Source organism: Halomonas fontilapidosi, from assembly GCF_014192285.1.
GTDB classification, from domain to species: domain Bacteria; phylum Pseudomonadota; class Gammaproteobacteria; order Pseudomonadales; family Halomonadaceae; genus Halomonas; species Halomonas fontilapidosi.
Map to the genome: position 1 here is coordinate 140,484 of NZ_JACHXQ010000008.1, position 21,554 is coordinate 162,037.

Annotated in this window: 18 protein-coding genes; 8 read left to right on the forward strand and 10 right to left on the reverse strand. The window is 67.6% G+C overall.

Translation table 11 applies throughout. The features are described from left to right. Positions 1-27: 27 nt before the first annotated feature. On the reverse strand, positions 28-774 hold the full coding sequence (locus FHR95_RS12540) for a sulfite exporter TauE/SafE family protein (protein WP_183314626.1): 747 nt from the start codon (positions 772-774) through the stop codon (positions 28-30). Between the two features lie 140 nt (positions 775-914). Between FHR95_RS12540 and FHR95_RS12545 the strand changes: the two genes are divergently transcribed. Further along, positions 915-1,364, forward strand: coding sequence for an HIT domain-containing protein (locus FHR95_RS12545; protein WP_183314627.1), 450 nt, complete (start codon positions 915-917; stop codon positions 1,362-1,364). On the opposite strand, the gene FHR95_RS12550 is transcribed toward FHR95_RS12545, so the two are convergent. From FHR95_RS12550 to FHR95_RS12565, 4 genes are read right to left on the reverse strand one after another with little or no spacing between them, the layout of a single operon-like run. Then, entirely contained in the window at positions 1,346-2,341 is a 996-nt protein-coding gene (locus tag FHR95_RS12550; RefSeq protein ID WP_183314628.1) for a nickel/cobalt transporter, read from the reverse strand. The two genes, FHR95_RS12545 and FHR95_RS12550, sit on opposite strands and share 19 nt — an antisense overlap. Then, positions 2,332-3,000 (reverse strand): DUF1007 family protein, encoded by a 669-nt coding sequence (locus FHR95_RS12555; RefSeq protein WP_183314629.1) that lies wholly within the window; start codon positions 2,998-3,000, stop codon positions 2,332-2,334. Before FHR95_RS12555 ends, FHR95_RS12550 begins: the two co-directional genes overlap by 10 nt. A 24-nt stretch (positions 3,001-3,024) precedes the next feature. Further along, positions 3,025-3,381 (reverse strand): outer membrane protein assembly factor BamD, encoded by a 357-nt coding sequence (locus FHR95_RS12560; RefSeq protein WP_183314630.1) that lies wholly within the window; start codon positions 3,379-3,381, stop codon positions 3,025-3,027. Continuing rightward, positions 3,378-3,914: a hypothetical protein gene (locus FHR95_RS12565; protein WP_183314631.1), complete on the reverse strand. Its 537-nt coding sequence runs from the start codon at positions 3,912-3,914 to the stop codon at positions 3,378-3,380. Before FHR95_RS12565 ends, FHR95_RS12560 begins: the two co-directional genes overlap by 4 nt. A 127-nt stretch (positions 3,915-4,041) precedes the next feature. On the opposite strand from FHR95_RS12565, the gene FHR95_RS12570 reads away from it, so the two are divergent. Together FHR95_RS12570 and FHR95_RS12575 are read left to right on the forward strand one after the other, a co-directional pair. Then, positions 4,042-5,187 (forward strand): glycerate kinase, encoded by a 1,146-nt coding sequence (locus FHR95_RS12570; protein ID WP_183314632.1) that lies wholly within the window; start codon positions 4,042-4,044, stop codon positions 5,185-5,187. A 119-nt stretch (positions 5,188-5,306) separates the two neighbouring features. Continuing rightward, complete coding sequence (locus FHR95_RS12575) at positions 5,307-5,780, forward strand: Dps family protein (RefSeq protein WP_040183974.1); 474 nt, start codon at positions 5,307-5,309, stop codon at positions 5,778-5,780. 85 nt (positions 5,781-5,865) lie between these two features. Here FHR95_RS12575 and FHR95_RS12580 read toward each other — a convergent pair whose 3' ends face one another. From FHR95_RS12580 to FHR95_RS12590, 3 genes are read right to left on the reverse strand one after another with little or no spacing between them, the layout of a single operon-like run. Then, complete coding sequence (locus FHR95_RS12580) at positions 5,866-7,275, reverse strand: DNA recombination protein RmuC (RefSeq protein ID WP_183314633.1); 1,410 nt, start codon at positions 7,273-7,275, stop codon at positions 5,866-5,868. 22 nt (positions 7,276-7,297) lie between these two features. After that, a complete protein-coding gene (locus FHR95_RS12585; protein ID WP_183314634.1) occupies positions 7,298-8,770 on the reverse strand; it encodes an aminoacyl-histidine dipeptidase in 1,473 nt (490 codons plus the stop codon). 32 nt (positions 8,771-8,802) lie between these two features. Then, the gene (locus tag FHR95_RS12590) at positions 8,803-10,986 is read right to left on the reverse strand and encodes a tRNA(Met) cytidine acetyltransferase TmcA (RefSeq protein ID WP_183314635.1); all 2,184 of its coding nucleotides are present in this window, start codon (positions 10,984-10,986) and stop codon (positions 8,803-8,805) included. A gap of 341 nt (positions 10,987-11,327) precedes the next feature. Here FHR95_RS12590 and dctP point away from each other — a divergent pair, with 341 nt between their 5' ends. The 4 genes from dctP to FHR95_RS12610 all read left to right on the forward strand — a co-directional run bounded on the left by dctP (position 11,328) and on the right by FHR95_RS12610 (position 16,212). Continuing rightward, a complete protein-coding gene (gene dctP / locus FHR95_RS12595) occupies positions 11,328-12,437 on the forward strand; it encodes a TRAP transporter substrate-binding protein DctP (protein ID WP_040183964.1) in 1,110 nt (369 codons plus the stop codon). A 97-nt stretch (positions 12,438-12,534) separates the two neighbouring features. Further along, complete coding sequence (locus FHR95_RS12600; protein WP_040183963.1) at positions 12,535-13,038, forward strand: TRAP transporter small permease subunit; 504 nt, start codon at positions 12,535-12,537, stop codon at positions 13,036-13,038. Beyond that, positions 13,035-14,363, forward strand: a complete 1,329-nt coding sequence (locus tag FHR95_RS12605) for a TRAP transporter large permease (protein ID WP_040183962.1) — start codon at positions 13,035-13,037, stop codon at positions 14,361-14,363. Before FHR95_RS12600 ends, FHR95_RS12605 begins: the two co-directional genes overlap by 4 nt. A 211-nt stretch (positions 14,364-14,574) precedes the next feature. Further along, a complete protein-coding gene (locus FHR95_RS12610; protein WP_246378564.1) occupies positions 14,575-16,212 on the forward strand; it encodes an ABC transporter permease in 1,638 nt (545 codons plus the stop codon). Here FHR95_RS12610 and FHR95_RS12615 read toward each other — a convergent pair. After that, positions 16,129-17,316, reverse strand: a complete 1,188-nt coding sequence (locus FHR95_RS12615; RefSeq protein ID WP_183314637.1) for an ABC transporter ATP-binding protein — start codon at positions 17,314-17,316, stop codon at positions 16,129-16,131. The two genes, FHR95_RS12610 and FHR95_RS12615, sit on opposite strands and share 84 nt — an antisense overlap. Before the next feature lie 242 nt (positions 17,317-17,558). On the opposite strand from FHR95_RS12615, the gene FHR95_RS12620 reads away from it, so the two are divergent. Then, positions 17,559-18,590, forward strand: coding sequence for a Fe(3+) ABC transporter substrate-binding protein (locus FHR95_RS12620; RefSeq protein WP_183314638.1), 1,032 nt, complete (start codon positions 17,559-17,561; stop codon positions 18,588-18,590). 58 nt (positions 18,591-18,648) lie between these two features. Here FHR95_RS12620 and polA read toward each other — a convergent pair whose 3' ends face one another. Next, positions 18,649-21,417 (reverse strand): DNA polymerase I, encoded by a 2,769-nt coding sequence (gene polA / locus FHR95_RS12625; protein ID WP_183314639.1) that lies wholly within the window; start codon positions 21,415-21,417, stop codon positions 18,649-18,651. Positions 21,418-21,554: the final 137 nt, after the last annotated feature.

Genomic DNA, 21,554 nt, shown 5'->3' on the forward strand with positions numbered 1-21,554 from the left:
CGGCGAATATGCCCAGCCGACGACGGCTCAGCCAAGCAACAAGCGCAGGATGATCACGACGATCACAGCGATGGTCAGCCACTTGACGACGAAGGCTCCGCGCGGACTCATGTTGACCTTCACCGCCAGCCAGGCCCCCAGCATGCTGCCGGCTGCCAGTACCAGCCCGTAGCCCCAGCGCACCTGGTCGTTGACCAGGAAGATGGCCAGCGCCGGCAGCGTGTAGACCAGCACGATCAGCACCTTGAAGACGTTCACCTGGGCCAGGTCGATCTTCAGCATGCGGTAGAGCACCACCAGGAACAGGATGCCCACCCCGACCTGGATGAAGCCGCCGTAAAGGCCGATGGCAAACATCGCCAGGTAGACCGCCGGCGTGAGGTGCTCCGGCGTCAGCGTCCGGGTTTCCAGCTTCGGCTGGGGCAGCAGCATCAGTACCGCCGAGCAGGCCATCACCGTGATCAGGATCGCCTCGAAGAGGGCGTCATCGGTCTGCAGCGCCAACCAGGCACCGAGCAACGAGCCGACCACCGCCGGCACCGAGAGCCGCAGCGAGAGACCCAGGTAGCGCGCACCGGCACGCAAGAAGCTGGTCACCGCCGAGATGCTCTGCAAGGCAATGGAGACCCGGTTGGTACCATTGGCCGCCTGGGGGGGCAGTCCCAGGAACATCAACAGTGGCAGGGTCAGCATCGAGCCCCCGGCAGAGAGCACGTTGATGAAGCCGGCCAGGGTCCCGATGGCCAGCAGGGCAAGCGCCTCGAGCAGGGTCATGGCAGCGTCCGTTGTTTGCGGGGCGGAGATAGGCCGCCCAGCATACCGGCGCCGCCTCGATGGGGGAATCTATCCCCGATGCCGCAGGGGTATGCCATGATGACGAGCACTGGGACAGCCGACGCGAAAGGAGACCCGTGATGACGGATTTCGAACCCGATGCCCGCCTGGTGCAAGACAGCTACCCGGTGACCGAGTTACCCCTTTGCCAGCTGCGGCTGATGGACGATGCCCGCTTTCCGTGGCTGGTACTGATACCCCGCTGCCTCAAGGCCAGCGAGGTGTTCGAACTCGACGCGTCCACTCAGCAACAGCTGTGGCGGGAGGCGACCGTGGTCGGCCGCGCCATGCTCGAGGCCCTGGGAGGCGACAAGCTCAACATCGCCAGCCTCGGTAATATGGTCGCCCAGCTGCACGTGCACGTCATCGTGCGGCGACGCGAGGATGCCGCCTGGCCGGCACCGGTCTGGGGCCATGGTGAAGCAGAGGCCTACAATCTGGACGAGTTGGCCGACATGCGCGCTCGCATCCTGGCCGAGGTGGAAGGGCTGAACCTGACGTCGCCCGCGGATCAGCCGCCGAAGGGATGAGGTGACGTCACGCTGCGCGACGGCGGCTCGCCCAGCAGTGTCGCGCTGGCTGGTTGGCCGATGCCGGTCACGCTCAGTGATATCCCAAGGGCCACGATGGCCAGCCCGCCGGCCAGAGCGGCCCAACCGAACAGGCGACCCACACGATGCGCCTGCTGCTGGCTGGCCAGGCGTCGCTCCGCCCAGCCGCGGGCAACCACGCTGGCCAGCGCCAGGGACGAGACGGTCAGCGCGGTGCCCAACGACATCACCAGCACTGCCGCGACTCCCACCGCGAAGTTCCCGAGCAGGCTCGCTGCGCCCAGCAGCAGCACGGCACCGCTGCAGGGGCGGATGCCGATGGCGACCACCGTGGCCAGCGCTGTGCGCCAATCCCCGGCCCGCTGTGGATCCACATGGTGGTGTCCCCCGCAGCAGGCAGCGTCATGATCGTGGGAAGGGGGGTGACCTGGCCCAGCCGACACCGTCGCGCTGCCACGCAGCTGGCGGATGGCCCGCAGGCAGAGCCAGGCACCCAGCAGGGTCACCATGATGAAACTCGCCTGCTCCACCCAGGCCACACTGCCCATGGCATGACGCGTCAGCCAGCCCAGGCCATGCACCAGTACCACCACTAGGCCGATGGCCGCCGCCCCCTGCAGCAGGGAAGCCGCGAAGGAGAGGGCCAGGGCCCGACGGCGGGCACCGCCCTGGGAGAGCAGGTAGGTGGTCAATACCGCCTTGCCATGGCCGGGACCGGCAGCGTGGAAGACGCCGTAGCCGAAGCTGATGCCCAACAGGGTCATCCAGGTCGCCGGCGAGGGAGTCCCCGAAAGCTCGGTAATCGCCAGGGTCAGGGCGCGATGGAAGTCGCGCTGCCAGGCCACCAGCTGCAGGCTGACGTTCTGCAGGCCACCCTGAACCAGCAGTTGCCAGGCCAGACCGGCGAGCAGCAGGCCACCGGCGAGCCACAGCAGTCGAGTGCGCATCAGCGGCATGTCACCTCCCCGGTCTCGGCGAAGTGGCGACCCAGGCCGGACTCGGCCTCGTCGTTGACGTCGAGCATCGCGGCCTCCATGACCGCCTCGGGATCCGGGTCGGCGGACAGGATTCGCGTCTCGCAGTCGAGTTCACCGCCCACCAGCAGGGCGTCGCCCGCTGGCGAGCTATCTTCCTGCTCGTGAACCACCTCGATGTAGTAGGTGGGATCGAACACCCGATAACGCAGGGTCTCTCCTGCGATGGCGCGAGACTCGGTCAGCGGCAGCAGAAAGACGAACTCGATCCGGCCGTCGCGTTCGAGCACGGTGTAATCGTCGACCTCACCGAGCTCGAGCCTGCGCCCCTCGAGGGTCAACTCGGTGAAATAGCCCTGCGGCGAAAGGTTGTCCCGCATCTCGCTGCCCAACTGGTCCAGCGCCGCGTCGAGATTCGCGCTCCCCTGCTCGCGTTCGAGTTCCTCGAGCACCACCAGGCTGTAGAAGGGATCCAGGCGCCAGGACTGTTGCAGGGCCACAAGCTGGCGTTGGTCATCGAGTATCAGGCGCATGCGCAGGTCGATCCAGCCGTGGGGATGCGCCGCGGCACTCAATGGCATGAGAAGGCCGACGGCGAGGCAAAGCAGGCCAATACGGCGCAGCAGAAGTGAATGTGACATGGGCACCTTGTTGTGATCGTGATATCAGGGCAACGGCTCGAGGCGCGTCTGCAGGTCGGTCAGCAGCGGGTCCAGCACCCTCGGGGCCAGGGGCCGCCCCCCGCGGGTGGCGACAACGCTGACCCGGCTGCCGTCTTGCTGGCCGGCCACGCGCAGCGATACGCCATAACCCGGCATCCGGCCCAGCACCGCCTCCAGGCGCCCCAGGTCGCCGTCGGCATAGCGGATCACGTAGCCGCGCTCCATCAGCAGGTCCATGGCCTCGCGCAGGGTGGTCTCGGGTGTCGCCGCCAGGTGAATCTCGCGGGGCTCTGGCGGGGTCGGGGTGGCGCAGCCGGCCAGCCAAACGGCCAGCAGGATGACGACAGGGATTCGCCTCATGGAGACTCCTGTGGCGGGACGGCCTCGATGGCATCGCGCAGCTCGCGGCAGAAGGCAGTATCGCTGGCACTGCGCGACTCGCGCAGCTCACCTCGCCAGTCGAAGAGTCGGATATCCCGGGACACCTGCACCTGCTGCGCGCCCACCACCACCGAGACCCGCTCGATGCGCGTGGCCTCGTCGGTCGCCGGCCCGAAGCCGCCGCCGAAGCCGAGCATCACGCCGGAGGCGACATGCCCCCCGCTGCCGCCCAGCACGAAACCGCCGAAACGCGGCAGGCGCTCGACGCCATGGTCGTGATAGAGGGTGCTGCGGGCACGTTCGGCACTGACCAGCCCCAGCGCCGCATCGGTGTGGCGCACCAGGAAGCCCTCCGCCTCCAGGGCGGTGACGGCCCTGGCCAGGCTGTCGCCGGGCCCAGCGGGCCAGCGGCACTCGGCGGCCGGGGCAGGCTCGGCCACGGGCAGGGTCGTCGGCGTCACCTGGCAGCCAGCCAGCAATGCCGGCAGCAGCAACAGCAGCCATCTACGCATCGGATGCTCTCCGCGAAAGCTCTGGAGCAGTCTACGCCGGAAGCCGGTGGGGATGAAGCGCCCCGGGGTTCTGTCCCGCGGCGGCCGGCGCTAAGCTGGAAACCCCTTCCACCAGACGAGAGCGGCCATGAAGATCCTCATCTGCCCGGACAGCTTCAAGGATGCCCTGCCCGCCGCCGATGCCGCGCGCGCCATCGCCGTCGGAGCGAAGCGCGCCGGTGGCGACATCGAGGCCCGGGAATGCCCGCTGGCCGATGGCGGCGAAGGCAGCCTGGATGCCCTGCTGGCGGCCACCGGGGCCGAGCGACGCTCGGCTGACGTCCACGACGCCCTGGGTCGCCCGGCCCGGGCCGACTGGGGCTGGCACGCCGCGAGTCGCACCGCCTACGTGGAACTGGCCGAGGCCAGCGGCCTGCAGGCGCTGGCGCCCGACGAACGCACCGCCCTGGATAGCAGCACCTACGGAGTCGGCGAGCTGATCCGCGAGGCACTGGATTCCGGTGCCGAGCACCTGCTGCTCACCCTCGGCGGCAGCGCCACCAACGACGGCGGGGCCGGGATGCTGGCCGCCCTGGGAGCGCGACTGCGAGACGGCGAGGGGCGCGACCTGGCCCCGGGCGGCGCCGCCCTCGCGGACCTGGCCGAGCTCGACCTGGACGGCATCGACCCGCGCCTGGCTGGCCTGCGGGTCGAGACCGCGGTGGACGTGGACAACCCCTTGCTGGGCAAGCGAGGCGCCAGTGCGGTCTTCGGCCCCCAGAAGGGCGCCTCGCCGGATGAGGTGGGACGCCTCGATGCCGCCCTCGCCCGCTTCGCCGACGTCACCGCCGCGACCCTGGGCGCGGATTACCGCGACCTGCCAGGCGCCGGCGCCGCCGGCGGCATGGGCTTCGCCGCCCGGGCCTTCCTCGACGCCGAGCTGCGTCCCGGAATCGAGCTGGTGATGGCCCAGGCCGGCGTCGAGGCCCTGCTCACGGACGCCGATCTGGTGATCACCGGCGAGGGCCAGCTCGATGGCCAGAGCCTGGCCGGCAAGACGCCGGTGGGCGTGGCGCGGCTGGCCCGGCGTCACGGCGTGCCGGTGGTGGTGCTGGCCGGGCGCCTGGCCCCGGGCTGGCAGGCCGCTTTCGACGAGGGCGTCTCCGCGGCCTTCGCCCTGGCCGATGGGCCCATGGCGCTCGACGAGGCCCTTGAACGCTGCGCCGAGCTGCTGGCCGACCGCAGCGAGAGCCTGGTGCGGTTCTGGGTCGCACTGGCCGGCGGTCGGCCTTGAAGTGCCTATCCTAAACCCGCACGTCATGTGCAACGGCTATAGTGGCCATGGCGACAATCGACTTACCCACCGCCGGCGGACGTTTTACCCGACCTGCATAGCGATCAAGGAGGCATTGCATGAGCGACACCAATACCATCGGCCTGCACGAGGCCAGTGCCAGCCAACTGGCAGAAAAGCTCAACGAGCTGTTGGCCAACTACCAGATCTTCTATATGAACGTGCGCGGCTACCACTGGAACGTTAAAGGCCGCCAGTTCTTCCAGCTCCACGAGAAGTTCGAGGAGTTCTACACCGACCTGCTGACCAAGGTCGACGAGGTCGCCGAGCGCATCCTCACCCTGGGCCACCAGCCGGTTCACGCCTACAGCGACTACGTGAAGCTCGCGAGGATCCAGGAGGACAAGAACGTCCACGACGGCGAGGCCTGCGTGCGCGGCGTGCTGACAGGCTACCAGACCCTCATCGAGCTGCAGCGCGAGCTACTCTCCCTGGCCTCGGATGCCGACGACGAAGGCACCGCCGCCCAGGCCGGCGACTACATCCGCGAGCAGGAGAAAACCGTGTGGATGCTGGGCGCCTACCTCGGCTGAGCAACGCCACCCCGGCACCACCATCTACCACGCCGCCCCGAGGGGCGGCGTTTTTCATTGTCGTGCCGATCGATATGGAGCGGGGTCAGTCTCTTCCGGCCGCCTCGTCGTCCGCCTCTCCCTGGGCGGCGCGCACCAGCTCCGTTGGCAACGGTTTCTTCATGCGTACCCCCAGGCGCTGCAGCTCGGTGGCCTGGGCTACCAGGCTGCCCTGCCCGCGGGAGAGCCGCCCCATGGCCTGTCGATGGCTGTCGCCCGCCCGCTCCAGGTGGCGGCCGACCTCCTCCAGGCTCTCTACGAAGCCCGAGAACTTGGCCAGCAGCTTCTCGGCCCGCTCACCAATCAGGCGCGCGTTCTCGTTCTGGCGCTCCAGGCTCCACAGGCCTGCCACGGTGCGCAGGCTGGCCAGCAGGGTGGTCGGGGTGACCACCACTACCTGGCGGTCGAAGGCCTCCTGGAAGAGCGTGGGATCACGCTCGAAGGCGGCGGCGAAGGCCGGCTCGACCGGCACGAAGAGGAACACGAAGTCCGGCGAGTGGAGCCCCGGCAGCGCCGGGTAGTCCTTGCCGGAGAGGCCGGCGACATGGCCACGCAGCGACTGCAGGTGGGCCTTCATCGCCGCCTCGCGTTCGGCTTCGTCCTCGGCATTGACCACCCGGGTCCAGGCCACCAGCGACACCTTGGCATCGACGATCAGGTGGCGATCGTCGGGCAGGTAAATCACCGCATCAGGGCGTTGGCGTCCCTGCTCGCCCTGCAGCGAGACCTCGCGGCGGTACTCGATGTCGCGGCGCAGGCCGCTGCGCTCGAGCACGGTCTCGAGCATCAGCTCGCCCCACTGGCCCTGGGCCTTCTGGTCGCCCTTGAGGGCCCGGGCGAGGCCTGCGGCCTCCTCGCCGAGGCGGGCATTGAGACCGGCAAGCTGTTCGAGCTGGGCCTTGAGGGAGCCGCTGTCGCGGCTCTGCTGGCCATGCAGCTCCTCGACCCGGCGACGGAACTGTTCGACCTGCTCACGGAAGGGCTTGAGCGTCGCCTCGAGGCCGTCGCGACTCTGGGCCGAGAAGGCCTGCTGGCGCTCCTCGAAGATGCGTCCGGCCAGCTGGCGAAACTCCTCCTTGAGCCGCTCGCGGGCCTCCTCGAGCAGGGCCAGCTGCTCGCGATGGCGCAGCGCCATCTGCTCGCGCTCGGTCTCCAGCCGAGCGGCCCGCTCGCGCTGCTCGGCCAGCCGGTCACGCGTTCCGGCGAGCTCGGCCTCCGCGGCTGCCAGCCGCTCACGGCTGCCGTCCAGCTGAGCGTCGCTCTGGGCCAGCTCCTGCTCGAGGCGTCGCACGCCGGCCTCGCGCTCGGCGCACGCCTGCTCTGCGGCGAGCAGGCGAGCCTTGGCGGCAACCAGCCGTTTGCGCCAGGACAGCCCCGCCCCGGCCATGACCAGCAGCAACCCGGCCAGCCCCCAGGCCGCCCAAGCCGGCACCGTCTCCTGCAGCAGTTCGTTCATCACGCCCTCGAATATAGAGTGATCAAGGCGTCTCGCCCCTGGCCAGGTCCTCGATCAAGGCGCGCAGCAATTCCCAGAATTCCGCCACCGAATCCAGCTCTACGCGTTCGTCCGGCGAGTGGGCGCCGCGGATCAGCGGTCCGAAGGAGATCATGTCGAGCTGAGGATACTTGCCACCGAGGATGCCGCACTCCAGGCCGGCATGGATCACCTTCACCTCAGGGTCGCTCCCCAGGCGCTTCTGATGCAGGCGCCGAAAGCGCGCCAGCAGCGGGCTTCCCGGATCAGGCGTCCAGCCCGGATAGGCGTTCTCGACCCGAGTGCGGGCACCGACCAGCTCGAACAGCGCCCGGAAGCGGTCGGCGAGGTCCTGGGTGGCACTGTCATGCAGCGAGCGCACCAGGGCACAGAGGTGGAAGCCGCCATCTTCCAGGCGGATGACGCCCAGGTTGTTGGAGGTCTCCACCACGCCGGGCACCGCGACGCTCATGCGTTCGACGCCGCAGGGCGCCACGTGCAGGGCGCGCACCAGTTGCTGGCTGGCCTGCTCGGTCAACGCCTCGGACGGCCGGACGTCCAGTGGCAACAGCGTCAGGGTGAGTCCCTCGTCGACCTCGGCCAACTCGGCGCGCAGTTCCGCCTGCAAGACGGCCACTCGCTCACTGGCGGTGGCCTGCTCGTCGCCGGGCAGAACCAGCGTGGCGAAGGCTTCCCGCGGCAGGGCATTGCGCAGCGTGCCGCCACGGTAGTCAACCAGCCGCGCACCGTAGGGCTCGAGGGCACGCAGCACCCGCACCAGCAGCCGGTTGGCGTTGCCCCTTCCCTTGTTGATATCGATGCCGGAGTGACCTCCGGAGAGCCCGGTCAGCGACAGCCGCAGCGCGATCTCGTGGTCGACCAGCGGCGCGGTAGGCAGCTGTGCCTCGACGATGACGTCGGCGCCGCCGGCGCAGCCGATGTAGACCTGGCCGCGGTCCTCGGAGTCCAGGTTGAGCAGCAGGCTTCCCTCGAGCCAGCCCTCGGCCAGGTTTAGCGCTCCCCCCATGGAGGACTCCTCCTCCAGGGTGAAGAGTGCTTCCAGGGGGCCATGCTCCAGGGTCTCGTCCTCGAGGATCGCCAGCGCCGCCGCCACGCCCAGGCCGTTGTCCGCCCCCAGGGTGGTATCGCGGGCATGCAGCCAGCCGTCATCGCCCACCCGGGTTTCGATGGGGTCCCGGGTGAAATCGTGGGGATGCTCGGCGTTGGCCTGGGCCACCATGTCCAGGTGGCCCTGCAGGATCACGCCCGGCGCCGACTCGGCCCCCGGGGTGGCGGGCTTGCAGATGCGCAGGTTACCGAAGGCATCGCGGTCGTGAGCCAGCCCCAGACCGTCGGCCCAGCGCTCGAGGATCGCCACCAGGGCCGCCTCGTGGCCGGAGGGGCGCGGGGTGTTGCACAGGGTGCGAAAATGGCGCCACAGAGGGCGGGGAGAAAGCTGCTCGAGATGTGCGTTCATGATGGGTATGTCTCGCGATTGACCCGGGCACTCTACCGACCGGCCTCGTCGGGGGAAAGCCCGCCATCACCGCCGAGGAGCCCTGCCACGGCTTCGCGCAGCCGGGCCTGCACGCTGCGTTTGCCCGTCACCCCGAGGCGCGCTGCCAGCCAGGCCGCGGTTCGCCCCTGGAAGGCCCAGGCGGCGAGCAGTGCCAGTGCCTCATCCTGTCGGCTTGCCGAGTTCCTCGCTCGGCACCGCACCAGGGCCTGGATCGCCGGGCGGGCCAGCGCGAGATCGCGATGACCGAAGGCCACATCCTCGAGATCGCGGCGATCCTCGTCGCCCAGGGAAACGCAGGGCGCCTCGGCGAGTAGCGCCACGACCACCGCCGGTTCCAGTTCGGCCAGCTCGAAGGCCAGCAGCCCCGGCAGCTGACGCTGGAAGCGCGCCTGGAGGCGCTCGGCGAGTCGCTCTCCCGTGGGACTGGTGGGTCTTGCCACCATCAGCGCATGCTCGCCGGTGGCCGTCTCCCGGGTCAGCCCCAGGCGCACCGCCCGAAAGCCCGCCGCCTGCCAGAAGGCCTGTAGCCCCGCCTCGGCGCCGAAGCTCGCGCCCAGCAGGTCGATGCCGTCGCAATGGGCTCGCTCGACCTCGGCCTCGATCAGTCGCCGCCCCTCGCCGTGGCGGCGCCGCTCGGTCGGCACGGCGATGCGCAGCACGCGCCGCAACCGGCCGGTCAGCGCCTGGCGCTCGCCGGCATGGGCCGCCAGCGACTGGGCCAGCAGATGGCCTCGCGGACGACGCTCGCCCCGCGCCACCTGCTCGGCGAGGCCGGCCTCGAAACCTCCCTCGTCGCCGCTCACCACCACTCCGCAGAGCGCCGACCCGGCTTCGAGAACACTGAGGACGATCCCGGGACCATCCAGCAGCCGACGCAGATCGGCGGGGGTCGTGCGATAGTGGGCCTGCACCAGCAGGCCGAACAGCGCGCGCAGTCGGGGCTCGTCGTGGGCCAGGACATCGCGGTCCAGTCGCCGCCGGGCCGGCTCTTCCGGCCCATCCGGGCAGGCCGTGGGCTCGGCATCCAGCAGCAGCAGACGTGCGGTCAGTGCTTCCAGCGGATCACCCTCGGCCCAGCGGATCGGCTCGGCCAGGTGGCAGGTCCGCCAGTCGGGCGTCTGGCGGGCGAGCCGCTCGCGAAAGCGCAGCGCGAAGCCGCGCCCGGAGCCCTCGTAGCCGTGGATCGTGGTGGCAAAGGCGATACGCGGAAAGGCGTCGAGCCACTGCCCCAGCAGCGGTGCGGGAATCGCCGCGGCCTCGTCGACCAGCAGTAGCCGGCCGGGACCGCCGATGTCGCCCTGCTCGGCCCGCTGGGCCAGGGCGTCGGGAGGCAGGAAGGCGACACATCCCTCTCCCGCCTCGAAGACATTGCCACGCCGCTGCCCCCCGGGACAAAGGTCTGCCATGCGCTCGAAGGCGCCGTCGACAGCCGACGGACGGGGCGCCGTGACCAGTATCTCGCGCTCACCCGCCGCCAGCAGCCGCGCACAGGCGATACCCAGCGCCGCCGTCTTGCCGCGACCGCGGTCGGCGGTCAGCACCAGCGGCCGGCGGCGGCGCAGTCGGCTGAGCCGTGCCACCGCCTCGGCCTGATCGCGGGTCAGGCAGTCCCGATCCTCGACAGCCGGCGACGTCTCCGACCTCGCTGTCTCGGGCAAGGGCGGGCACCACGGCTCCTCGCCCGCCGTCCAGCGGATCACGCGCGCGTCGGCACGCAGCAGCCGAGCGAGCCGGGCCAGGTAGCGGGCGCTGAGCTGCTCGACTCGCCAGGGGTGTTCGGCCAGGCGGCGGTAGTCGGCATCGGGGCGCGCCCCCCAGTCGGGTGGGGTCATCAGCACCAGCAGGCCACCCGCTCGCAAGGTGCCCGTCAATGCGCCGAACGCCTCAGGGTCGAAACCGCTCGCGGCCGAGACGGCATCGAAGACGACCAGGTCCTGCTCCCCGCCCAGTCGCGTGCGGGCCTTGGCCGCCGGTAGCCAGCACGAGGTTTCGATGCCATCGACCGGCTCGGCAGCCACCCACAGTGGCGCTTCCCAGGCGCTCTGCTGCCACAGGGCCAGGACCTCACGACGACACGCCTCGGCCGTGCCGGTCAGCCAGACGAGTCCCCGCCAGCGATGCTGCCGCAGCCGGCGTCGCGAGTCGTGCAAGGGGGCGAGGCGGTCGCGAGTCATTCGGGGCTCCTCTAGGGCTTCAACTTTGGTCCAAGGTGGCGTGCCCTTTCAACGTTACCGAGTATTTCGGATCTGCAACACCGCTGTCATACAAACGTTTCAAATTATTGATTTTAGGGATATCCTCAGCCTGCAGCGGGAAGTCTGGCAGGGCCTGCGTGAGCTTTCCTGGCCGCCATCGCGCCGGTCGAACATGTCCAGCGTCCCATGCTAGCTTGAATCCTGTTGCCGAGTTGCCCGGACGGTCAGGCCCGCCCGAACCGCAGGTGGACGCTGCCCGGCACCGACGGCCGTTCCATTGACTTCTCGACAAGCAGAACAACCCACAAGGGAGCACCTCAATGAAGAAAATGACCAAATTCGCCCTCACCGGGCTGGCAGCGGGCGTTGCCCTCGCCGCCGTGAGTTCCACCGCCCAGGCCCAGGAAACGTGGACCATGACCACCACCTGGCCGGACAACCTGGATCTGATCCAGATCGACCGCCACTGGGCGGAGTTGGTCAACACACTGGCCGGTGACGAGGTGCAGATCAACTTCCGCGCCGGCGGCACCCTGATGCCCGGCACCGAGGTCTTCGACGCCACCCAGACCGGCGCCATCCAGGCCGCCGGCGACTGGCCCGGCTACTGGGCCGGCTTGAGCCCGGCCTTTTCGCCGCTGGCGACCACCACCAGTCTGTTCAACGGCGTGGACTACCTGAACTGGATCAACCAGTGGGGCGGCTTCGAGCTCTACCAGGAGGTCTACGGCGACTACAACATGGTCTATCTGCCCTACGGCATCACCAACAACGAATCCGGCTTCCGCGGCAACACGCCCATCGAGAGCATCGCTGACCTGGAAGGCAAGCGCCTGCGCCTTTCGGGCCGTGATCAGGGCCGCGTCCTGGAACAACTCGGCGGCTCTCAGGTCACCTTGGCCGGCGGCGAGATCTACCAGGCCATCGAGCGGGGTGTGGTCGACGGCGCCGAGTTCTCTACCCCGGGCGTGGACTACAAGGCCGGCTTTTCCGAGGTGGCCGACTACTGGTCCGTGCCGGGTTGGCACCAGTCTGCCAGCGTGTTCGGCGTGATGATCAACCAGGACGCCTGGAACGCCCTCTCCGAGGAAACCCAGGAAAAGCTGAAGATCGCCGCCCAAGCGACAATGGCCTGGTCACTGGCCTGGTCCGAGCGCGAGTCCACCGAGGGCACGGTGAAGTTCATCGAGGACGGCACCGAGATCAATCAGCTCTCCGAGGAGGACCTGGCCGAGATCCAGCGCATCACCAACGACGTGATCATCCAGGGCGCCTGCGAGGACCCGATGCACGCCAAGGTCTACCACTCCATGATCAGCTACCTGGAGCATTACGCCAACTGGCGTGATATCTCGGTGCCCTACAACATGAGCCGCGTCACCGACGACCTGCCGTCCCTCGAGGAGATCGAGGCCTGCATGAACCAGTAACCGATTCGGGCCGGCCCCCGGCGGGGCCGGCCCTAGAAGCCGACTGACCCGCTGACACCCCTCCCGAACGATTCGCCCGATTCCGAGAGCTCACATCATGAACGCCATTGCCAGGGTCATAGACGCCCTCAACGAGGGGTTCGGACGCCTGATCGCTCCGCTGCTCGCCGTGATCACGCTGATCGTGATCTACGACATCGCCATGCGCTTCTTCATCGGACGCCCCAGCGACTGGGCCTTCGATGTCACCAAGATGCTGTTCGGCGCCCACTTCATGCTGATGGCGGCCTTCGGCCTGCGCCATCATGCCCACGTCGAAGTCGACGTCCTCAAGCGGCTGCTCTCAAGACGCAAGCAGGCCGCCCTCGAACTCCTTGGCTACCTGATCTTCTTTGTGCCCTTCATCTGGATGCTGCTGACCTTCGGCTGGGCCTTCTTCGAACGCTCCTTCAGCCGTGGCGAGACCACCTACGGCATGATCGCCATCCCGGTCTACCCGGTGAAGGGGGTGATCGTGGTCGCCGCCGGACTGCTGATACTGCAGGCCGTTGCCATCGTTATCCGGGCCATTCAGCAACTGCGCCAGGAGGAGACCGCATGAGCCCCGAAATGCTCACCCTGTTCATGTTCGGCGGCCTGCTGGTCGGCCTGTTCATGGGCCATCCGCTGGCGTTCGTGCTCGGCGGCGTCGCCGTCCTGGGCGCCTGGTTCGGGCCCGGTGCCAATACGCTGGGTATCCTGATCAACAATATCTACGGCAACGCCATGGACAACTACGTCCTGGTGGCGATCCCGCTGTTCATCCTGATGGCACGCTTTCTTAACGACTCCGGCGTCACCGAGAAGATGTTCGAGTCGATGCGCCTGCTGCTGGCCAATCTGCGCGGCGGGCTGGCCCTGACAGTCGTCGTGGTCTCGGTGCTGCTGGCCGCCACCACCGGCATCGTCGGCGCCTCCATCGCCGTGATGGGCATGATCGCCCTGGCCCCGATGCTGAACTATGGCTACAACAAGCAGCTCAGCACCGGGGTGATTATGGCCAGCGGCTGTCTGGGCATCCTGATTCCGCCGAGCATCATGCTGATCCTGATGGCCAGCTACTCGCCGGTCTCGGTGGGGGCGCTGTTCGCCGGCGCGCTGATTCCCGGGCTGATGCTGGGTGTCCTGTATGCGCTTTACGTGCTCGTCATCTGCCATCTCAAGCCCGAATATGGTCCTCGCGTACCGGCCGAGGAGCGCGCTCAGGTCTCTACCGGTGAACTGCTGGTCATGCTCGGCAAGTACGTGCTGCCGCCCATGTCGCTGATCCTCGGCGTGCTGGGCTCGCTGTTCACCGGCATCGCCACCGCCACCGAAGCCTCGGCGATCGGCGTATCCATCGCCTTCCTGCTGTTCCTGATCTTCGGCGACCGCAAGGCGTCCACCTGCTACCGCACCCTGATCGAGGCCAGCAAGACGACCACCATGGTCATGCTGGTGCTGGTCGGCGCCACCGCCTTCACCGGGGTGTTCTCCATCGGCGGCGGCATGGACGTCATCCACGAGGTGGTGATGGCGATGCCCGGCGGCACCACCGGGGCGCTGATCCTGATGCTGTTCCTGGTGTTCATCCTGGGCATGTTCCTGGACTGGACCGGCATCGTGCTGCTGAGCTTCCCGATCATGCTGCCGATCGTCGAAAGCATGGGCATCGACGTGCTGTGGTTTGTGGTAATGGTTGCCGTGGTGCTGCAGACCTCCTTCCTCACCCCACCCTTCGGCTATGCGCTCTTCTACCTGAAAGGGGTGGCGCCGCCCGGGGTCGAGACCCTCGACCTCTACAAGGCGGTGATCCCCTTCGTGACGCTGATCGTGCTGGCCTGCCTGCTGATGGCTTTCTTCCCGGCACTGGTCACCGGCCTGCCCGCCCTGCTGCTCGGCTACTGAGCCTTACCGGTCAGCGCCTTGACGCCCGCCGCTCGATGAGCGGCGGGCGTTTATCTTGATGCGGGTCAGCCGCAATGGCTGCAGCACCAGGGGTGCAGCTGATACAATTCTCACGCGCAAATGCCTCGCATCCATACCGCCTCCAGACCCCCGCTGGGAGGAGACCTCGTTGACCAGACCGGCCAGTTCCCGTGCCCCCCTCGCCGCCCGCCTGTCGCTGCCCTTCAATGTCTGGAACGCCCTGACCATCGGCATCGCCCTGATCGTGGCGCTGCCGGTCATCGTGGTGCTGGCGCATCTGTTCGTACCCGCGGAGGGCATCTGGCAACACCTGGCCAGCACCGTGCTCCCCCGCTACCTGGGCAACACCCTCTTCCTGGTGGTCACGGTGGGCGTGGGCACCTTCGTGATCGGCACCGGCACCGCCTGGCTGGTGGTCATGTGTCGCTTCCCGGGACGTCGGCTGTTCGAGTGGGGGCTACTGCTGCCGCTGGCGGTGCCGACCTATGTGATCGCCTATGCCTACACGGACTTCCTGCAATTCGCCGGTCCCGTCCAGACCTGGCTGCGTGACAGTTTCGGCTGGTCGGCCGGCGATTACATCTTTCCCAACATTCGCTCGCTGGGGGGAGCGGCCGCCCTGATCACCCTGGTGCTCTATCCCTATGTCTACATGCTGACGCGGGCGGCTTTCCTGGAGCAGTCAGTCTGCGTGCTGGACGTGGGACGGACCCTGGGGCGAGGCCCCTGGCGGCTGTTCACCAGCGTGGCGCTGCCGCTGGCGCGGCCGGCCATCGTCGGTGGCGTATCGCTGGCGCTGATGGAGACCCTCAACGAGTTTGGCGCCGTGCAGTACTTCGGCGTCGACACCTTCACCACCGGCATCTACCGCACCTGGTTCGGCATGGGTGAGCAGGTGGCTGCGGCACAGCTCGCCGCCTGTCTGCTGGCCTTCGTCATCGCCCTGGTGCTGCTCGAGCGCGCCTCGCGCGGCAAGCGCCGCTACTTCCACACCACCGGTCGCTACCAGCACTTGCCGGAATTCGCGTTGCACGGCTGGCGCGCCTGGGCCGCCACGCTGGCATGCCTGATGCCGGTGCTGCTCGGCTTCCTGATCCCCAGTGGCCTGCTGGGCTACCTCTCGGTCCAGGGTGGCGATGCGCTATTCGGCCCGGCCTTCCTGGACTTTGCCGGCAACAGCCTGCTGCTGGCGTCGCTCGCCTCGATCGTCGCCGTCAGTCTGGCGCTGCTGCTGAGTTACGGCGCCCGTCTGCACCCGGGCAAGGTGACGCGGGTCGCGACCCGCGTGGCCGCCATGGGCTATGCGGTGCCCGGCTCGGTGGTGGCCGTGGGCATCCTGATTCCGTTCGTGTGGCTGGACCATCAGATCAACGACTTCATGAAGGCGCAGTTCGGCGTCGTGGCGGGGCTACTGCTCAGCGGTTCGGCGTTTATTCTGGTGTATGCCTACCTGGTGCGCTTCCTCGCCGTCTCCTTCAACGCCATCGAAGCAAGCCTTGGCAAGGTCACGCCAAGCATGGATGCCGCGTCACGGACCCTGGGTCAGACGGCGGGCGGCACGCTGCGCAAGGTGCACACCCCGATAATGCGCGGCAGCCTGATCGCCGCCGGCATCCTGGTGTTCGTGGACGTGATGAAGGAGCTGCCGGCCACGGTGATCCTGCGCCCCTTCAACTTCGATACCCTGGCAATCCGCGCCCACAACCTGGCCGCAGACGAGCGTCTGGCCGAGGCCTCGACCTCGTCACTGGCCATCGTGGCAGTAGGCATCCTGCCGGTGATACTGCTCAGTATCGCCATGCGCCGCTCCCGCCCCGGCAGCCGCTGAGGGCTCGAGCGGAAAGACAAACACCTGAGAGGCGTCCAGCCCGATCATGATCGGCTGGCCTTCACGGGGCAGAAAGACGCCCGGAGACCGGGCATGCAGGTGGGTCTCCCGACCGTCGGGGGCATGGGCGCAGATATGTACCAGGCTGGTACGCCCGAGCAGCTTGGCCATGATAACATGGCTGTGGTGATGCTCCGGCGGCTCGTCCAGCGGGACCACCCGCAGCGCCTCGGGACGGATCATCACATGCACCCGGCTACCCTCTGGCATCCCCCTGGCGGAGACATCGCCCACCGGCGTCGCCACCTTGCCGTCCATGACGCGACCCTCGATCTCGTTCACCTCGCCGAAGAAGGTGACCACGAAGGGGTCGGTGGGAGCACAGTAGAGGTCCAGCGGCGTTCCCGCCTGCACGACTCGCCCCTCACGCATCAGCACGATGCGATCCGCCATGAACATGGCTTCCTCGGGGTCGTGGGTCACCAGCAGCACGCCGGCGCCCACTTTCTTCAGCACGTGCAGCGTATCGTCGCGGATGCGGTCACGCAGGCGCGCATCGAGACTGGAAAAAGGTTCGTCGAGCAACATCAGCTGAGGTGCCGGCGCCAGCGCCCGGGCCAACGCGATGCGCTGCTGCTGCCCGCCCGAGAGCATGTGCGGGAAGACCCGTGCATAGCGCTCCATGCCCAGCAGTTCAAGCAGTTCATGGGCCCGGCGGCGCCGCTGCTGAGCGGGCTGGGACTCGAGCCCGAAGGCCACGTTGTCGAGCACCGACAGATGCGGGAACAGCGCCGAATCCTGGAAGGCCAGGCCGACGTTACGTTTCTCGGGCGGCACATGGGAACGTCTGCCGCGCCCCATCGACTCGCCACCCAGCTCCACATGCCCCTGTTGCACCTCCTCGAGGCCCGCAGCGATGCGCAGCAGCGTGGACTTGCCGCACCCTGAAGGCCCCAGCAGACAGACGATCTCGCCGGGCTTGACCTCCAGCGAGACATCCTCCACGGCCAGGTGCTGTTGATAGGCATGGCGGATCTGGTGCATGGCGAGGACGGGCGCCGCTGCGGCGCTCTCATCGATCGGGAGGGTCGGTTGGCTTGTCATGAGGTCTGATCGGCCATTGGAAAGAAAAGTATACCCTGCATGGTAACGCGAAAGCCTCCTGAATGCGTTGTACTATCGCTCGCATTTCGCCGCATCGGCTGTCAAGGCACGACGATGCCTGACCTGAGTCAGATTCGACGCCAGCAAGACTTGACGCCGGCGGCGCCAGGCGCTTCAATGTCGGAAGAGTAATGCAAAGCATTATCATTCGAAACCGCAATCCCGCACGAAGAGGTGTCTCCATGCCGCTGAACCGTCGTCTCGCCATGCCCCTTGCCGCCCTGGTGGCCGGCTCCGCCATGGCCTCACAGGCCGCCGTCGCCGATGAGCTCAACATCTACTCGGCCCGTCACTATGACTCCGACGAAGCGCTCTACGCCGCCTTCACTGAAGAGACCGGCATCGAGGTCAACGTCCTGGAAGGCGACTCCGACCAGCTGATCCAGCGCCTCAAGCTCGAGGGCGAGGCCAGCCCCGCCGATGTGATGATCACCGTGGATGCCGGCCGCCTGTGGCGCGGCGAGCAGGAGGACATCTTCGCCAGCGTGGAGTCGGAGGTGCTCAACGAGCGACTGCCGGCCTACATGCGCCACCCGGAAGGCAAGTGGTTCGGCTTCAGTCAGCGCGTGCGGGCGATCTTCATCGACCCCGCCGATGTCGACGCCGAGGCCATCACCAGTTACGAGGACCTGGCGGATCCGCAGTTCGAGGGCCAGGTGTGCATTCGCTCCTCGAACAACATCTATAACCAGTCCCTGCTGGCCTCGATGGTCGCCCACCACGGCGAGGAAGAGGCAGAAGCCTGGGCCCAGGGTGTAGTCAACAACTTCGCGCGCGATCCCGAGGGCGGCGACACCGACCAGATCCGCGGCGTCGCCAGCGGCGAGTGCGACATCGCCGTGGCCAACCACTACTACTACGTGCGCCTGGTCAACTCCGACAACGCGGCCGACCGCGAAGTGGCCGAGAAGGTCGAGATCGTCTTCCCCAATCAGGACGGTCGCGGTGCGCACGTAAACGTGGGCGGTGCCGGCATGGTGAAGGGCGCGCCCAACGAGGAAAACGCCGTGCGCTTCCTCGAGTTCCTCGCCTCCGACGAGGCCCAGGCCCTCTTCGCTACCGGCAACTACGAGTTCCCCGCCGTGGAATCCGCGGAGACCGATGGCGTCATCGCCTCCTGGGGCGACTTCAAGAAGGACGATCTGAACGTCAGCAAGCTGGGCAAGAACAACCCCGAGGCCGTGCGGATCTTCGATCGCGTCGGCTGGCGGTAAGCCTTCAGGCCAGCCCTGGAGGAAAACGCCACCGCTGCCGCGGTGGCGTTTTTGATGGTCAGTGGGCCTCGTCCCAGTTGGCCCCACTCTCGGCCTCGACGGTCAGCGCTACGTCGAGCGTTGCGGCCCCTTCCATGCGCGTCTTCACCTCCGCGATGAAGTCGTCGAGCTGCTCTTCGGACACCTCGAAGACCAGCTCGTCGTGGACCTGCATCACCATCACCGCATCGAAGGCCTCGTCCGCGAGCCAGGCATCGACATCGATCATGGCGCGCTTGATGATATCGGCCGCGGTGCCCTGCATGGGGGCATTGATGGCGGTGCGCTCGGCTGCCTGGCGACGGGTGCGGTTCTGGGAATGGATCTCCGGCAGATGGAGGCGCCGGCCGAACACCGTCTCCACGTAGCCATCCTCGGCCGCCTGGGTGCGAATGCGCTCCATGTAGCGCGCCACACCGGGGTAGCGGTCGAAGTAGCGATCGATGTAGGTCTGCGCCTGGCCGCGCTCGATGTGCAGCTGACGGCCCAGTCCCCAGGCGCTCATGCCATAGATCAACCCGAAGTTGATCGCCTTGGCGCTGCGCCGCTGATCGCCCGAGACCTTGTCGAGCGCCACCCCGAACACCTCGGCGGCGGTGGCGGCGTGGATGTCGCGGCCCTCGGCGAAGGCCGCGAGCAGCCCCTTGTCACCGGAAAGATGCGCCATGATGCGCAGCTCGATCTGCGAGTAGTCGGCAGCGACGATCCGGTAGCCTGGCCGGGCGACGAAGGCCTGGCGGATCTTTCTGCCCTCTTCGGTCCTGATGGGAATGTTCTGCAGGTTGGGGTCCGACGACGACAGCCGGCCGGTGGCGGTGACCGCCTGGTGGTAGCTGGTGTGCAGCCTGCCGGTCGCCTTGTTGACCAGCCGCGGTAGCTTGTCGGTGTAGGTGGACTTGAGCTTGGCGAGTCCGCGGTGCTCCATGATCACCTTGGGCAGCGGGTAGTCCAGCGCCAGCTCCTCGAGCACCGCCTCCGCGGTGGAGGCCGCCCCCTTGGGGGTCTTCTTGATCACCGGGATCTTCTGCTCCTCGAAGAGGATCTGGCCGAGCTGCTTGGGGGAGCCGAGGTTGAACTCCCGCCCGGCAAGCTCGAAGGCCCTGGCCTCCAGCTCGCGGATGCGCGTCTCGAGCTCCCGACTCTGGGCGTGAAGGCGTTCAGGGTCCAGCGCCACCCCGGTGCGCTCGATGCGTGACAGCACCGAAATCAACGGTAATTCGATCTCCTCGAGCACCGCACCGAGCCGGCCCTCGGCCTCGACGCGCGGGCGCAGCGCCTGGTGCAGACGCAGCGTGATATCGACGTCCTCGCAGGCGTAGGGTGCGGCCTCTTCCAGGGCCACCTGGTTGAAGGTGAGCTGCTTGGCCCCCTTGCCGGCGATCTCCTCGAAGGAGATGGTCTTCTCGCCCAGGTACTTGAGCGCCAGGGAGTCCATGTCGTGGCGGGTCGCCGTGGAGTCCAGCACGTAGGACTCCAGCATCGTGTCCTCCAGTGGCCCGGCCACCGCAATACCGACGTTGGCCAGCACCGAGATGTCGTACTTGAGGTTCTGCCCGACCTTGGTCCGGTCGCCGCTCTCCCAGAGCGGGCGCAGGGCCTCGAGAACGGCCTCGCGGTCGAGCTGCAGGGGGGCGTCGAGATAGTCGTGCGCCAACGGGATATAAGCCGCCTCCCCGGGCCTAAGCGCGAGCCCCACGCCGACCACCTGCGCCTCCATGTAGTTCAGGCTGGTGGTCTCCAGATCGAAGCAGAAGGTATCGCTCGCCCTCAGCCGCTCGAGCCAGGCGTCGAAGTCGGTCCGGGCAAGGATGACATGGTCCTGGCGGGCCGCATCGCCGTTGGCGTCGGCCGTATCTTCCTCCTCGGCCGGCAGCGGCGTGCCGCCGGCGGCATCGTCGACGCCCTCGTCCTTGCCCTCCAGCAGTTCGGAGAGCCAGGCCTGGAACTCCAGTCGGCGATAGAGCTCGAACAGCGCCTCACGGTCGGGGGAGGCGATATCCAGGTCATCGAGCCCCACCGGCAGTTCGCAGTCGGTCTTGATGGTGGCCAGACGGTAGGAGAGGAAGGCCTGGTCACGGTGCTCCTCAAGCTTTTTCGGCAGCGTCTTGGCACCGCGAAAACCCAGTGTCTTGACCTTGTCCAGGTCGTCGTAGACGGTCTCGAGGCCGCCGTCCATGCCCTGCAGCAGCCCCAGGGCGGTCTTCTCACCGACCCCGGGCACCCCGGGAATGTTGTCGACCTTGTCGCCCATCAGGGCCAGGAAGTCGATGATCCGCTCTGGTGGCAGGCCGAACTTGTGCTTCACGCCGTCGACGTCCAGGGTCTCGTCCTTCATGGTGTTGACCAGCGTGATGTGCGCATTGACCAGCTGGGCCATATCCTTGTCACCGGTGGAGATCACCGCATCGCGACCGGCCTCGGTGGCCTGGTGGGCCAGCGTGCCGATGACGTCGTCGGCCTCCACCCCCTCGATGCACAGCAGCGGCAGGCCCAGCGCCTTCACGCAGTCGTGCAGCGGCTGTACCTGGGAGCGCAGATCGTCAGGCATGGGCGGCCGGTGGGACTTGTACTCCTCGAACAGCTCGTCGCGGAAGGTCTTGCCCGGGGCGTCGAAGACCACCGCCATGGGACTGTCGGGATAGTCCTTGATCAGCCGCTTGAGCATGTTGAGCACGCCCTTGATGGCCCCCGTGGGCTGGCCATCGGAGGTGGTCAGCGGCGGCAGGGCATGAAAGGCGCGGTACAGGTAGGAGGAACCGTCGACGAGAACGATGGGCGTATCGGCCATGTAGGGCATCCATTGAAGCGTGGCGTGAGGGGATCCTGATCGTCCATGATACGCATTGCCGCCAGCTTTTGCCGTGGGAGGTAGGCCAGCCGACGGCTAGCCCCTACACTGGGGGTAACCCCGCTTTGCCGCTCATT

What these genes read in the sequence shown, in the direction of transcription:
- FHR95_RS12540 (WP_183314626.1), bottom strand. Translation starts at nt 774, where the DNA reads ATGACCCTGCTCGAGGCGCTTGCCCTGCTGGCCATCGGGACCCTGGCC.
- FHR95_RS12545 (WP_183314627.1), top strand. Translation starts at nt 915, where the DNA reads ATGACGGATTTCGAACCCGATGCCCGCCTGGTGCAAGACAGCTACCCG.
- FHR95_RS12550 (WP_183314628.1), bottom strand. Translation starts at nt 2,341, where the DNA reads ATGCCGCTGATGCGCACTCGACTGCTGTGGCTCGCCGGTGGCCTGCTG.
- FHR95_RS12555 (WP_183314629.1), bottom strand. Translation starts at nt 3,000, where the DNA reads ATGTCACATTCACTTCTGCTGCGCCGTATTGGCCTGCTTTGCCTCGCC.
- FHR95_RS12560 (WP_183314630.1), bottom strand. Translation starts at nt 3,381, where the DNA reads ATGAGGCGAATCCCTGTCGTCATCCTGCTGGCCGTTTGGCTGGCCGGC.
- FHR95_RS12565 (WP_183314631.1), bottom strand. Translation starts at nt 3,914, where the DNA reads ATGCGTAGATGGCTGCTGTTGCTGCTGCCGGCATTGCTGGCTGGCTGC.
- FHR95_RS12570 (WP_183314632.1), top strand. Translation starts at nt 4,042, where the DNA reads ATGAAGATCCTCATCTGCCCGGACAGCTTCAAGGATGCCCTGCCCGCC.
- FHR95_RS12575 (WP_040183974.1), top strand. Translation starts at nt 5,307, where the DNA reads ATGAGCGACACCAATACCATCGGCCTGCACGAGGCCAGTGCCAGCCAA.
- FHR95_RS12580 (WP_183314633.1), bottom strand. Translation starts at nt 7,275, where the DNA reads ATGAACGAACTGCTGCAGGAGACGGTGCCGGCTTGGGCGGCCTGGGGG.
- FHR95_RS12585 (WP_183314634.1), bottom strand. Translation starts at nt 8,770, where the DNA reads ATGAACGCACATCTCGAGCAGCTTTCTCCCCGCCCTCTGTGGCGCCAT.
- FHR95_RS12590 (WP_183314635.1), bottom strand. Translation starts at nt 10,986, where the DNA reads ATGACTCGCGACCGCCTCGCCCCCTTGCACGACTCGCGACGCCGGCTG.
- dctP (WP_040183964.1), top strand. Translation starts at nt 11,328, where the DNA reads ATGAAGAAAATGACCAAATTCGCCCTCACCGGGCTGGCAGCGGGCGTT.
- FHR95_RS12600 (WP_040183963.1), top strand. Translation starts at nt 12,535, where the DNA reads ATGAACGCCATTGCCAGGGTCATAGACGCCCTCAACGAGGGGTTCGGA.
- FHR95_RS12605 (WP_040183962.1), top strand. Translation starts at nt 13,035, where the DNA reads ATGAGCCCCGAAATGCTCACCCTGTTCATGTTCGGCGGCCTGCTGGTC.
- FHR95_RS12615 (WP_183314637.1), bottom strand. Translation starts at nt 17,316, where the DNA reads ATGACAAGCCAACCGACCCTCCCGATCGATGAGAGCGCCGCAGCGGCG.
- FHR95_RS12620 (WP_183314638.1), top strand. Translation starts at nt 17,559, where the DNA reads ATGCCGCTGAACCGTCGTCTCGCCATGCCCCTTGCCGCCCTGGTGGCC.
- polA (WP_183314639.1), bottom strand. Translation starts at nt 21,417, where the DNA reads ATGGCCGATACGCCCATCGTTCTCGTCGACGGTTCCTCCTACCTGTAC.